This window comes from Buchnera aphidicola (Chaitophorus viminalis), assembly GCF_026122795.1.
In the GTDB taxonomy this organism is placed as follows: domain Bacteria; phylum Pseudomonadota; class Gammaproteobacteria; order Enterobacterales; family Enterobacteriaceae; genus Buchnera_J; species Buchnera_J aphidicola_BK.
Genome location: NZ_JAIWQV010000004.1, coordinates 1 through 13788, shown reverse-complemented (window position 1 = coordinate 13788; position 13788 = coordinate 1). Strand labels below are relative to the sequence as shown.

The 13788-nt window shown below is 18.2% G+C and carries 12 protein-coding genes and 1 other RNA gene; 6 read left to right on the top strand and 7 right to left on the bottom strand.

The window, feature by feature from the left end; translation table 11 throughout:
• Positions 1-168 precede the first annotated feature (168 nt).
• Entirely contained in the window at positions 169-1035 is an 867-nt protein-coding gene (locus LDP12_RS02020; protein WP_265226709.1) for a DUF2076 domain-containing protein, read from the top strand.
• A 167-nt stretch (positions 1036-1202) separates the two neighbouring features.
• Here LDP12_RS02020 and LDP12_RS02015 read toward each other — a convergent pair whose 3' ends face one another.
• Positions 1203-1802, bottom strand: a complete 600-nt coding sequence (locus LDP12_RS02015) for a redoxin domain-containing protein (protein ID WP_265226708.1) — start codon at positions 1800-1802, stop codon at positions 1203-1205.
• 187 nt (positions 1803-1989) lie between these two features.
• On the opposite strand from LDP12_RS02015, the gene ung reads away from it, so the two are divergent.
• The gene (gene ung / locus LDP12_RS02010; protein WP_265226707.1) at positions 1990-2643 is read left to right on the top strand and encodes a uracil-DNA glycosylase; all 654 of its coding nucleotides are present in this window, start codon (positions 1990-1992) and stop codon (positions 2641-2643) included.
• Positions 2644-2710: 67 nt separating this feature from the next.
• Here ung and grpE read toward each other — a convergent pair whose 3' ends face one another.
• The gene (gene grpE, locus LDP12_RS02005; protein WP_265226706.1) at positions 2711-3292 is read right to left on the bottom strand and encodes a nucleotide exchange factor GrpE; all 582 of its coding nucleotides are present in this window, start codon (positions 3290-3292) and stop codon (positions 2711-2713) included.
• A 277-nt stretch (positions 3293-3569) separates the two neighbouring features.
• Positions 3570-3959, bottom strand: a transfer-messenger RNA (tmRNA) gene (ssrA, locus tag LDP12_RS02000).
• A gap of 153 nt (positions 3960-4112) precedes the next feature.
• Here ssrA and grxD point away from each other — a divergent pair.
• Entirely contained in the window at positions 4113-4460 is a 348-nt protein-coding gene (gene grxD / locus LDP12_RS01995) for a Grx4 family monothiol glutaredoxin (RefSeq protein ID WP_265226705.1), read from the top strand.
• Positions 4461-4578: 118 nt separating this feature from the next.
• On the opposite strand, the gene rnt is transcribed toward grxD, so the two are convergent.
• Positions 4579-5232 (bottom strand): ribonuclease T, encoded by a 654-nt coding sequence (gene rnt / locus LDP12_RS01990; RefSeq protein WP_265226722.1) that lies wholly within the window; start codon positions 5230-5232, stop codon positions 4579-4581.
• Positions 5233-5508: 276 nt separating this feature from the next.
• Between rnt and LDP12_RS01985 the strand changes: the two genes are divergently transcribed.
• From LDP12_RS01985 to ychF, 3 genes are all read left to right on the top strand, one after another.
• Entirely contained in the window at positions 5509-6123 is a 615-nt protein-coding gene (locus LDP12_RS01985) for a superoxide dismutase (RefSeq protein WP_265226704.1), read from the top strand.
• 140 nt (positions 6124-6263) lie between these two features.
• Positions 6264-6815 carry an aminoacyl-tRNA hydrolase gene (pth, locus tag LDP12_RS01980; protein WP_265226721.1) on the top strand — a complete coding sequence of 184 codons (552 nt, stop codon included), beginning with the start codon at positions 6264-6266 and terminating at the stop codon, positions 6813-6815.
• Positions 6816-6877: 62 nt separating this feature from the next.
• Entirely contained in the window at positions 6878-7927 is a 1050-nt protein-coding gene (ychF, locus tag LDP12_RS01975) for a redox-regulated ATPase YchF (RefSeq protein ID WP_265226703.1), read from the top strand.
• A 61-nt stretch (positions 7928-7988) separates the two neighbouring features.
• Here ychF and thrC read toward each other — a convergent pair whose 3' ends face one another.
• The 3 genes from thrC to thrA are packed head-to-tail and all read right to left on the bottom strand — an operon-like array spanning position 7989 to position 12702.
• The gene (gene thrC / locus LDP12_RS01970; protein ID WP_265226702.1) at positions 7989-9284 is read right to left on the bottom strand and encodes a threonine synthase; all 1296 of its coding nucleotides are present in this window, start codon (positions 9282-9284) and stop codon (positions 7989-7991) included.
• Positions 9271-10221, bottom strand: a complete 951-nt coding sequence (gene thrB, locus LDP12_RS01965; RefSeq protein WP_265226701.1) for a homoserine kinase — start codon at positions 10219-10221, stop codon at positions 9271-9273. The genes thrC and thrB overlap by 14 nt, the downstream gene beginning before the upstream one ends.
• Positions 10222-10239: 18 nt before the next feature.
• On the bottom strand, positions 10240-12702 hold the full coding sequence (thrA, locus tag LDP12_RS01960; protein WP_265226700.1) for a bifunctional aspartate kinase/homoserine dehydrogenase I: 2463 nt from the start codon (positions 12700-12702) through the stop codon (positions 10240-10242).
• Positions 12703-13788 lie beyond the last annotated feature (1086 nt).

Sequence of the window (13788 nt, the reverse complement as noted above, 5' to 3'; positions counted from 1 at the left end):
CTAATTTGATAGTTTTAATAAAATTTTTAATGAAAAAATATAAATAGAGTTTTACTATTATTTTATTTTATTTTAAAATATTTTTAAATTTTAAAATTTTTAGATTAAATTATATTAATTAAGTACCAATTAATATATTTTCAATATATATAAATATTTAAGGAAAATATGCAAACACAAGAAAAAAAATTAATTCAAGATTTATTTAAAAAATTGAATTTAGCAGAAAAAAATTCCTCTTCTAAAGATTTAGAAGCAGAAAATTTTATTAAAAAGAATTTAGAAAAACAACCTAATTCTATTTATTATTTAATTCAAACTATTTTAGTACAAGAAGTAGCTATAAAGAAATTAAATAATATTATTAAAAAATTAGAAGATAAATTAAAAAATTCTTCATCTTCTGTAATTCCTAAAAAAAGTTTTTTATCTGATTTAATAAATAGATATATTCCAAATAAATCTAGTAAAGATACAAATTTTAGTTCGAATACACGAAAAAATAATTCTTATTATAATACAAATGAAAGACCATTGAATCAATCTAATGAAAATATTAATACTTCTTCGATTCCAGGATCAGGAAGTAGTTTTTTAACAAATGCATTACAAACTGCAGTAGGAGTAACAGGAGGTATAGTAGCTGGAAATATGTTATTAAATTTGTTTGATCATAATAAACCAGAAGAAGATATTTTAAATCATTCTAATGAAAATTTTATTTCCAATGAAGAATATGAAAATCAATATAATAATGTAAATAATTTTGATTCATTTGAATATCCTAATAACAATGATAATTTATCACAAGATTTAGAAAATTCTTCAGAATATGATCGTACAAATCAAGATTTAAAAGATTCAGATATTTCTAATAATAATGAAAGTACTACAGATTTTAATGATTCTAGAAATTTTTTAGATACAAATGATTTTTCTCAAGATGATGCTTATAATTTTGATAATCGTAATATAAACACTCAAGAATCTTTTGATAATGAAGATATGTTAGATGAAGATTATGATACTGAATAAATATATTTTTAATTGATGTAATATTATTAAAAATATTTTTTTTTGATTTTCAATAGTAATGTTTTTATAATTTTTTTTAAAAAATTTATTTTAGGTAAAACCATTCGATTAATAATATTTATTTTTTTTAATAAATAAAATTAATCGAATAACATTTTTTGTTTAAATTATATTATCTTATTTTTAGATAAATATTTAGAAATACCTTTTAAAGTAGGTTTGATACCTTCTTTTTTAGTAGTCCAATTTGCTGGACATACTTCTCCATTTTTTTTATGAAAATCTAAAGCATCTATCATACGAATCATTTCTTGAATATTTCTTCCATAAGGTAAATCATTAACTATTTCATGTCGAATAATTCCTGTTTCATCAATTAAAAAAGAAGCTCTTAAAGCCATACCTAAATTAGGATGTTCAATAAAATACGATTTTTGTATTTTTCTTTTAATATCTGATGCCATAACATATTTTATTGGACCAATTCCTCCATTTTTGTATTTTGTTTTTTGCCAAGCAGCATGCACGAATACAGAATCAAAAGATATTCCAACAATTTTAACGTTTCTTTTTTTAAATTCTTCATATTTTTGATTAAATGCAATAATTTCTGATGGACATACAAATGTAAAATCCATAGGCCAAAAAAATAGAATAGCTTTAGAATTAGATATATATTTTTTAAAATGAAAATTATCGATAATATTACCATTTTCTAAAATAGCTGATGTAATAAAATCAGGAGCAGATTGTGTGACTAATGTCATAAATTATTTCCTTTTTGTTTATAAAAATTTATTAGTTTTAAATAAGAATTTAAATTTTTAATTTTATAAAATATATTTTTTATTAAAAAATTTATAAATTATTATTTTATGTAATATAATATTTTTTATTTGTATAATTATTAATGATAATTATATAATTTTATTAGGATATTAATACAGAATTTTTATGTATACTTGGAAAAATTTATTAAAAAAAAAAAAAATAAAAATTATTAAAATTCTTAAAAAAATTAATCAAAAAAGAAAAGTAGAAACTATTTTTCCAGAACAGAAAAAAATTTTTTATGCGTTTCATTTAACAAAGTTTCACAAAATTAAAGTAGTTATTCTTGGACAAGATCCTTATTATAAAATTAATCAAGCAAATGGATTAGCCTTTTCTGTTAATAAAAATATATCTATTCCTCCATCTTTAAAAAATATTTTTAAAGAGATTAAATCAGATATTAATAAAAATTTAAAAATTAAATCAGGTTGTTTAAAAAATTGGGCTAAACAAGGTGTTTTTTTATTAAATTCTATTTTAACAGTATCTAGTAATTTACCTGGTTCACATAAAAAATATGGTTGGGAAAGTATTACAGATTATATAATTCAATTAATTAATGATTATCATGTTGGTATAATATTTTTATTATGGGGATCTTATGCTCAAAAAAAAAAATTTTTAATTGATTCTAATAAACATTATATTTTATTTGCTTCTCATCCATCTCCTTTATCAGCATATAAAGGTTTTTTTGGATGTAAACATTTTTCTCAAGTCAATACAATTCTATTAAATCAAAAAAAACAAGAAATTGATTGGAGTACTGAATAAAATATTTTTAAAATTTTTCAATAAAATGAAATGGCTTTTTTATTCAAGCCATTTTACATTTTCTTTTTTATATTTTTACAATAGCTTTTTTTAATATTATTTTATTTAAAGTATATCCTGACTGAATTATTTTTTTAATTATGGGTTTTTTTTCTTTTGGAATTTTATTAAAATTATTATTTTTTATTTCATGAGTATTTTTATTATATTTATCTCCTATTTTTCCTATTATTTGAATTCCATTTTTTTTAATTATTTCTATAATAGATTGTTGTATTAGATATATTCCTTGAAGTTCTGAATTATTTTTCTTTGTAAGTTTAGGAAAAATATCATTAATTTTATTTATATTTTCTAAAATTAAAATAAATTTTTTAAAAAACTCTATAATTTTATTTTTTTTAATTAATTCAATTTCTTTTTTTTTTTCTTTTTTAATATTTTCAATTGTAGCTAATATTCGCAATGGAAATTCTTTAATTTTTTTTTGTAATTTGAATATTTTTTTATTCAGTTTATATATTTTATTTAATATTTTTTTATGTTCATCTTTTTTAGAATTTATATTATTCGATACTTCTTGAAAAGATTTATTTAATTCTTTTTTATTCTTTACATTATTTTCTTTATTATTTTTAGGAAAATTCATACAAGGACCTAATAATGTTAAATTAATAAATTTGTTATTTAAATTTTTTCAGTAATTTATGTTTTTAAAATTAAAATTTTTGTTTGTTTTAAACTATATTTTCAAGAATTTTAAAATTGATAGAATTTTAAATAAAAATTATATTAATTAAATATTAATAGATATTAATAATAAAAAATATTAATAAAAAACATAAATTAAATATATTTAATATCAAATTATTATAATAAATATTTAAATTCTTAAAAAAAAATAAATTTTAATTTTATTTTTTTAATATTGGAGTTGGCGGGATTTGAACCCGCGTCCAAAAAAATTATTTTACTAAAGCACTACATGATTAGTCTTATATTATTTTTTTATTCCTTTATTATTAAAGACATTTAAAAGGAACTTAATGTTTTTATCAAAACATAATTAAGTCAAAACATAAACTTAAAGATGTAATTTCTTAATTTTTTAACCATTTATAAAACATTTTTATCTTTTTTGAAAGAAATTAAAACAAATAAAGATAATAAATGGGCTGAATACAGTTTTTTAAGCTGCTAAAGCGTAATTTGGTTTATTTTTTGCAGATATTTTTTTTCGGTTTTTTAACGAGGCAAACCGAACCTCCTCATGCGCATTAATAAAGAATTTTTTTGTCAAATCCAAAATCAACCCCATTGATTTAATATTATATTAAAAATTTTAAATATAATAAAATTATTTTGTTGATATTATAATATTATATTATGTCATAATACAATATTATTAATAAAATTAATTTTTTATAATTACATTATAAAATTTAAAAATTTATTTAAGGTTTAAATATATGAATATAATTTCTAAAATTCAACGTCAAATTTCTACTAATCCTATTATTATTTATATAAAAGGTTCTCCAGAATTTCCTAGTTGTGGTTTTTCTGCAAAAGCTGTAAATATTTTATTAACCTTAAAAGTTAGATTCGCATATATTGATATTTTACAAAATTCTGAAATTCGCTCTGAACTACCTAAGTTTTCTAAATGGCCAACTTTTCCTCAATTATGGGTTTCTGGTAATTTAATAGGTGGAAGTGATATTATGACAGAGATGTTTGAAAGTGGAGAATTAAAAAAAATTTTAGAACAAGCATTAAGCCAAGAAAAAAAAAATGTTTTAAAAAAAACAAAATAATTTATATAAATATATTTTTTTATATTTAAAAATGAGATATGATGTATATTTTTTTTTTCATCATATCTTATATATCAAATATTTTTTAAACATTAAATTTATTTAAATATTTATCTTTTTAAGTTTTTTCTGTTTTCTTGTATTTAATAGGCCATCCACCTATTTTTTTCCAAAGATTGACAATTTTACAAAATAAAGTTGCAGTTTTTAATGTATCATATAAAGCAGAATGTGCTTTATTGTTATTAAAAGATACTCCCATTGCTCTACAAGCTTTTGATAAAACTGTTTCACCTACAGTTAATCCACTTAAAGAAGCAGTATCAAAAGTAGCAAATGAATGAAATGGATTATTTATAACTTGTATTCTACTAGATGCAGCCATAATAAAATTATGATCAAAAGTTGCATTATGAGCAACAATAATAGCTTTACTACATTTAGATTTTTGAATACCTTGATTAATAATTTTAAAAACTTCTTTAAGCATTTGTTTTTCGCTAATTGCCCCTCTAAAAGGATTAAATGGATCTATTTTATTAAAAGATAACGCTTCTTTATGTATTAAAGATCCTTCAAAAGGTTTAATATGAAAATGTATTTTTTTATCAATTTTCAGCCATCCGTAGCTATTCATTTTTAATGTAATTACTCCAATTTCTAGTAATGCATCAGTAATTGGGTTTAAACCAGCTGTTTCAATATCAATTACGACTGGATAAAATGTTCTAAATCTCTTACTTAATAGATTTTTTTTTTGTTTATGCATTATTATTCCATAATAAGTATATTAATATGTAACAGATATTAACTTTTTAAATTTAACGATATCTGTAAAAAATTTTATCAAGTATAATTTAATTAATTTAATTAATTTAATTTTTTAATTTAAAATTTAACATATTCATTTTATAATGTTAAGAATAATAAATAAATTTTTATAATTATATACTTTACATTCAAGTAAATTTTTTAATATATATTAAATTTATATAAATATTTATAATAATATATTAAAATTTTTTATCACATTTTTGGAGTTAAATAAATGATATATAAATTACCAAAATTAAAATATAATTATGACGCTTTAGAACCTTATTTTGATAAAAAAACTATGAAAATTCATCATATCAAACATCATCAAACATATGTTAATAATTTAAATAATATATTATCTCAAACAGAGTTTAAAGAATATACACAAAAAAAATTATTATCTAATTTAAATATTTTACCTCAAAAATATCAATTATTAGTAAGAAATAATTTAGGTGGTCATTTTAATCATAGTTTTTTTTGGAAAAATTTAAAAAAAAATACTATTTTAAAAGGAGAATTAAAAAATTCTATTGAAAAAAAATTTTCAAGTGTAGAAAAATTTCAAGAAGAGTTTGTAAAACATGCAATGAATCATTTTGGTTCAGGATGGGTTTGGTTAGTTAAATCAAAAGGTGATTTATTAATTACTACTACTTCTAATCAAGATAATCCGTTAATGAATTATAATTTTATATTAATAAAAGGATTTCCTATTATTGCTTTAGATTTATGGGAACATTCATATTACTTAAAATATCAAAATAATAAATTAGATTATATTAAATCATATTTTAAAATTATTAATTGGGATGAAGCTACTAAACAATATTTAAAATATTAAAGTTATTTACATAAATTAATATTAATATTTTATTTATTTTATATAAATATAAATATTATATTAATTTATAATTAAAATTTTTTGTATTTTAAATAATTTTTTAAAAAATTATTTGGATGATTATTATGTATAAAATAAAAATGATAGTAGGACTTGGAAATCCATTTAAAAAATATAATCATACTCGTCATAATGTTGGAATATGGTATTTAGAAATATTATCAAAATTTTTTAATGTAAGTTTTAAAAAAAGTAAAAAATTTTCTGGATATATAAGTAAAATTTTTTTATTAAAAAAACAAATCATATTATTTATTCCAAATATTTTTATGAATTTAAATGGTGTATCTATATTTCAGATATCAAATTTTTATAATATTAATTTAAATGAAATTCTAATTGTACATGATGAATTAGATTTATTACCTGGTATTTTAAAATTTAAATATGGTTATGGAAGTAATGGGCATAAAGGTTTAAAGAGTATTATTCAAATATTTCAAAAAAAAATTTTTTATAAACGTCTATCGATTGGTATTGGACGTCCTCAAGAAAAAAAAAATATTGCTAATTTTGTACTTTCTAAACCTACTTTCAGCGAAAAAAAAAAAATCTTAAAATCTATTAATAAATCAATTCATTTAATTTTTTCTGTAAATATTAAAAATTTTAAATATATTACAAAAATTTAATTCTTTTTTTTAAAAATTTTTTTTATAAATTACATAAAATATTTTTATTTAAGGAATAAATAATGAATGTTAAGTGTGGAATAATTGGATTACCTAATGTAGGAAAATCTACTATTTTTAATATTTTAACTAAATCCAAAGCATCGTCTTTAAATTTTCCTTTTTGTACAATTTCTCCAAACATAGGATTTTCTCAAGTTTATGATCATAGATTAATTTCATTGAAAAATATTATAAATCCAAAGAAATTAGTGTCTACTGTAGTAAAAATAGTTGATATTGCTGGATTAGTTAAAGGAGCATCAAAAGGAGAAGGTTTAGGAAATAAATTTTTAAATCAAATTAGAGAAGTAGATGCTTTAATTCATGTAGTTAGAGCTTTTAAAGATGATAATATTATGCATGTTGAAAATTTTGTTGATCCAATACGTGATATTAAAATTATTAATACAGAATTAATTTTTTCAGATATAGAAATTTGTGAAAAAAATATTTTAATACAAAAAAAAAATAAAAATTTAAATAAAAATATATCAGAAGAATATCTTTTATTAAAGAAATGTTTATTACATTTAAATAAATTTTATTTATTACAAACGTTAGATCTTTCTTTCAAAGAAAAAATTTTAATAAATAAATTCAAATTTTTAACATTAAAACCAACTATTTTTTTAATTAATATACATAAAAATGATTATAATAATATTTTTTTAGATGAAGTAAAAAGTTTTTTAAAAAAAGATTTAAATCATATTATTTATCCAGAAATCATTAAAAATAATAATAATTATAAAAATTTAGATAATTTTACAGAATTAAATGAAATTATTACTACAATATATAAAATTTTAAATTTAAAAACATTTTTTACAGTAGGTAAAAAAGAAGTTCGAGCATGGTCTTTTATAAAACATTCTAAAATTGTTAAAGTAGCAAAAGTAATACATAGTGATTTCAAAAAAGGTTTTATTAGAGCAAAAGTAATTAGTTATATAGATTTTATTAAATATAAATCTGAAAAAAAAGTACAACAAGCAGGAAAATTAAGATTTGAAGGTAAGAAATATATAGTTCAAGATGGAGATATTATTCATTTTTTATTTAATGTATAAATTTATTTTATTTATTGTAATTTATAGAGAGGATTTTTTTTCCTCTCTAAGTCAAGATTTTTTAGTTTTTTAATAAAATTTTTTTTAGTATTTTAAAATTTGGTTCTATATTATAAGATAAATTTTTTAAATGAAGTATATTAGAAATATTTTGTTTGATTTTTAATTTAATATTTAAAATTTGTTCAACTGTATTTTGAAATTTAATTGGATGCGCTGTTCCTAAAAAAATTCCATGTTCATCTATTTTTAATTTTTTTTTCAATACAGTGTATGCAATTGAAGCATGAGGTTCAGAAATATATTTATATTTCATATATAAATTTTTAATATTTTTTTTGGTTTCATTTTCTGAAACATATCCATATTTTAAATCTTTTATATTCCATTTTTTTTCATAAAAAATTTCTTCTACTCTAGGCCAATTATTTGGTTGACTAATATCCATTGCATTAGAAATAGTAGAAATAGTTTTGTAAGGATTCCAAATTCCTGTTTCTAGGTAACGTGGAACAGTATTATTAGAATTTGTCGCTAAGATAAATTTTTTAATAGGTAAACCCATAGATTTAGCTAATAACCCTGCTGTTAAATTTCCAAAATTACCACATGGTATAGAAATTACTAATTTATTTTGTAAATTTTCAGGAAGTAAATAAAAAATTTCAAAAAAATAACATATCTGTGCAAATAATCTACTAACATTTATAGAATTAGCGGAATTTAATTGTGTATTTTTTCTAATTTCTTGATCATGAAACGCTTGTTTAACTAATTTTTGACATTCATCAAAACTTCCATTTACTGATATAGTGGTAATATTTTTTCCTAATGTGCAAAACAATTTTTTTTGTATCTTACTAATTTTTCCTTTAGGATATAATATAATTACCTTAACATTTTTCATTTTATAAAATGCATGAGCTACAGCAGCACCTGTATCTCCAGAAGTTGCAGTTAATATAGTTATTGATTTATTTTCTTGATTATTTAAGCAAGATAATATTTGAGCCATAAATCTGGCTCCATAATCTTTAAAAGCTAATGTTGGTCCATGAAAAAGTTCCATACAATAAATATTGTTTGTAATATTAACTATTTTAGGTCCAGAAAAATTAAATGCAGATTGAACACTATCTTTAATTTTTTTTTTTTTAATTTCAGATCCTATTAAAATAGATAAAATTTCTTGACTTCTAGATATAAATTTTTTATTTAATAATTTTTGAATTTTTTTTTGAGAAAATATTGGTAATTTTTTAGGAAAAAATAATCCTTGATTTTTGCCTAATCCATATTTTACAGCTTCAGAAAAATTTACTATTTCTTTTTTATCTTTAAGATTATATAATTTCATCAGATTTTTTTCCTATTTTTCTAGCACCTATCGAATCTATTTGACATATATAAGAAAATCCTTTTTTATTTTGAATATAATTTTTTAAAAAATATTTTTTTACTTCTTCTGCTGTAGTTTCATTATCACAAATAGAAAAAATAGTTGGTCCAGATCCTGAGATTCCATATGCTATAGAACCTATTTTTTTAACATTTTTTTTATGTAGAGAAAAATTTTTTAAAAGTTTTTTTCTATATGGTTCTGCAATAACATCATGCATGAATGATGCAGCTAAATCACTTTTTTTACTATGTAAAGCATGTATAAAACATGATAAATTTTTGCTATTTTCTATACAATCTTTTTTAGAATAAGAATTAGGTAAAACTGATCTAGATTTAGATGTAGATAATTTTGTTCCAGGCCATGAGATAACCCAAAACCAATTTTTAAAATATGGAAGATTTTGAGAAATACAATTTTGTTTCTTTATAATTAATCTTATACCTCCAAGATAAGAAGGAATTACATTATCATAATGTTTTTCGTTTGAAACGTCTTTTTCTAAAATACCCATTAATTGTATTAATTTTTTTTTTTTTAAAGGTTTTTTAAAAAGTGTATTTAAAGCAACTAAAGTAGCTACAATAGAAGATGCACTTGATCCTAATCCTGAGCTTATAGGAAGATTTTTTTCAAGAATAATATGTACATTTTTTTTTTTTTTAATTGTTTTACAAAATATCTTCCATGCTTTCCAAGTTAAATTATCATAAATAGATTTTGGTAGTTCTTGAGAAAATTTTCCGATGTTTGTTAACTGAAAATTTTTAGAAAATTGAATAGTAACTATATCTCCTAAATATTTTTTTTGAATTGGAACAATAGCAGCGCCTAATATATCAAAACCTACGCTTAAATTTCCAATTGAAGCTGGTGCATATATTTTTATCATTCTTAAACTCCAGATAATTTAAACTATAGTTTTTAATAAATCAGATAAAACTCCAGATGCTGTTACTTTTTTTCCTGCTCCATATCCTCTAATTACTAATGGTATAGGTTGATAATATTTTGTATAAAAAGATAATGCGTTTTCTCCATTTTTAATTTCATATAATGGATCTTTTTTATCTACCTCTTCAATTTGTACTGTACATTTTCCTTTATTACTAATTTTTGCAATAAATTTAATTTTTTTATTATTTTTTTTAGCTGATTTTATTTTATTTAAAAAATATTTATTAAATTTTTTAGTTTCTTTTAAAAATTTTTGAACAGTTGAATTGGAATTACATAATTGAGGTAAAATTTTTTTAATTTGAATATCTTTTAATTCTAATGAATATCCAAATTCTCTAGCTATAATTAATAATTTTCGAGCGACATCTAATCCAGATAAATCTTCTCTTGGATCAGGTTCTGTTAAACCTTTTTCTTTAGCTTGTTTAATAGCATCTGAAAATAATATTTTTTGTTCTAATTTTCCAAAAATAAATGATAACGAACCAGATAATATTCCTTTAAAATTTATTAATTTATCTCCAGTTTGTTTTAAATTTTGAATAGTTTGAATAACTGGAAGACCGCCTCCAACATTAGTTTCATAAAAAAATTTTTTATTATTTATATTAATTTTTTTTCTAATATTTTTATAATCTGTAATATTTCCAGTATTAAATTTTTTGTTTGCAGTAATAATGTTAAATTTATTTTTAATAAAATATAAATATTCTTTAGAAATCTTTTTACTAGATGTACAATCTACAATAGAAGGATTAATAAAATTGTTTTTTTTAATAATTTTTTTTATTTTATTAATAAGAAATTTTTCTTGAAAATATTTTTTTTTAATTGTATGAAATTTTTCTTTCCAGGAATTTATTTTTATTCCTTTTTCTTGAAATAATATTTTATTGGAATTAGATATTAAACATATTTTAATTATAATATTTTTTTTTTTTAAAGATTTTTTTTCTTGATTAATTTGTTTAAGTAAAGTTTGACCGATTCCTCCAATACCAAATAAAAATATTTGAATAATTTTATAGTTATTTATTATTTTTTTATGTAATAAATTTATAATTTTATTTTTATATTTGGATTTAATTATTAAAGAAATAGAATTTTTTGAAAAATTTTTTATATCATACATAGTTTTGATATTTAAATCATATAAAATTTGATATATATTTTGAATGATTTTTTTATTTTGATATAATTTAGGTTTTATTATTGAAATAATAGATATTTTTTTATAAATCTTTTTTTTATATGTTTCTTTTTTATTAAAAATTAATTTTTTAATTATAAAATTTACTTTTTCAAAATGTATGTTGTTAACGTAAATATTTATAGATTGTCTATGAATGAAGTTTATAGAAAAAAATAATATTATAGATTCTTTTTTATTAATTTTAAGTAAATTTTTATATATTTTATTTATATTTCTTTGATTTAACGTTTTTATTATAAAGATAGTAACATTTTTTATATAAGCGATATTTGGATATATATTTTGTATTTTTTTATTTGAATAATTTGAGATTTTAGTTCCAATAAAATTTTTATTAAATGTATTTTTTATATAACAAGGAATTTTAAATTTTTTTAATGGATAAATAGTTTTAGGATGAAGTACTTTTGCTCCTAAATTAGATATTTCTGTGACATTTTTATATGAAATTTTTTTAATAATTTTTGCATTAGAAAAAATTTTTGGATCACAAGTTAATATTCCATCAACATCAGTCCAAATTTCACAAGATTGAGCTTTTATACAAGCAGATAATATAGCTGCCGAATAATCTGAACCATTGCGACCTAATATAACTAATTCTTTTTTTTTATTTCCTGCTATAAATCCTGGCATTAAAATAATAGAATTTTTTTTAAACTTTATTTTTTGAATTTTTTTTATAGATTTATTGATATTAACATAAGCATCTAAAATATTTCCTTCAGCTAAAATTTTTTTTACTGGATTAATTAATGTAATATTATGTCCTTTAGAAAGTAATATTTGTTTCATAATTTGTGTAGATAATATTTCACCTCTAGAGATTACTTTAGCGAATATATGTTTAGAACATTTATTTAAAAGATATATTTTTTTAGAGGTATTTTTTAAAAATAAAATTTCATGATTAATTTTTTTTATTATTTTTTTAAATAAAAAATTTTTATTATTTTTATAAATATTTTTAACGATTAAATCAAATTTATTTTTTATATTTTGAATCTCTTTTTTATAATTTTTATCTTTTAATAAACATAATTGTATTATCTTTTCTAAAGAATTTGTAATAGTTGCTGGAGCAGATAAAACAACAGAAATTTTATTTATTTTAGATTTTTCTTCAATAATATTTGATACGAATATAATTCTTTTTGCATCAGCTAATGAAGTTCCTCCAAATTTTAAGACATTAATCATTTTAAATCTTCCTATTTGTAAGAATTTAATAAATTTTTTATTTTTTTTTAATTTATTTTTAAATTTATTAAACTATAAATAATTTTGATATAATTTAGAATTATTAATATTTTTTTAAATTTTATTTATTATATTATTATATTTTTTTTTTATAAATATAATTATATTTATAAAATATTTTAGTTAAATTGATAAATTTTTATATTTATATTCTGATGTAGAAAAATTTATTATTGTAGTATATTAAAAAATTTTATTTATAATGAATAATCAATTTATTTATTTTTTATTGTATTTAAAAAATAATATATATTTTTAAGATTAAAATTTTATTTAATTAAATTTTAAATGAATTTATTAAATATGATATAAAATGTTATTTAATTTTATTATAAATTTGATTTTTAAAGTTATAGAAGTATGGATTTAAATACATATAAAATTGTAAAAAATAATTTTAAAAATAATTTTTATGAATTAGTTTTCTTAAAATTTTTAATTACAGATTTTAATTAAGTTATTTAAATATTTAATAAAGTGAATTTTATAATTTTTTAGTTATAAATATAATTTTTTGATTTAGATTTAAAAGTATTAAAAAATTTTTGAGATAAATTTTTATAATAAAATATTTTATTATAAAAATTTTTATTTTAAATATAGTTTAAATAAATTTTAAAATTTTTAGAATAAAAATAAAATATTTTTATATTTTTTTTTTTTTTTTTTTTCTTTTCTGTAAAATTAATTATTTTTTTTTTACAAAATTTTACATTGTAAGTATTTAATATTTAATGTTTTATTGTTTTTGTCCGCCTTAATATGTACATTTGGATTTATCCCGTTATTTAAATTAGAATAAATAAATAAATATTGAAAAATATAAAAAAATTCACGTTTTTATCCTAGACCATAGTGATATTTTGTTTTATACATTTTTTTAAAAGTAAGTAGGTACTTTAGTATTCTACAAAATGTTAATAAATAAATATTTATCGATTATCCTCGAATCAATCATTTATAAATTATAAATATTAAATATTATGTATTTAAAGTTTAGATGAACGAAATAATGCAGTATATTAT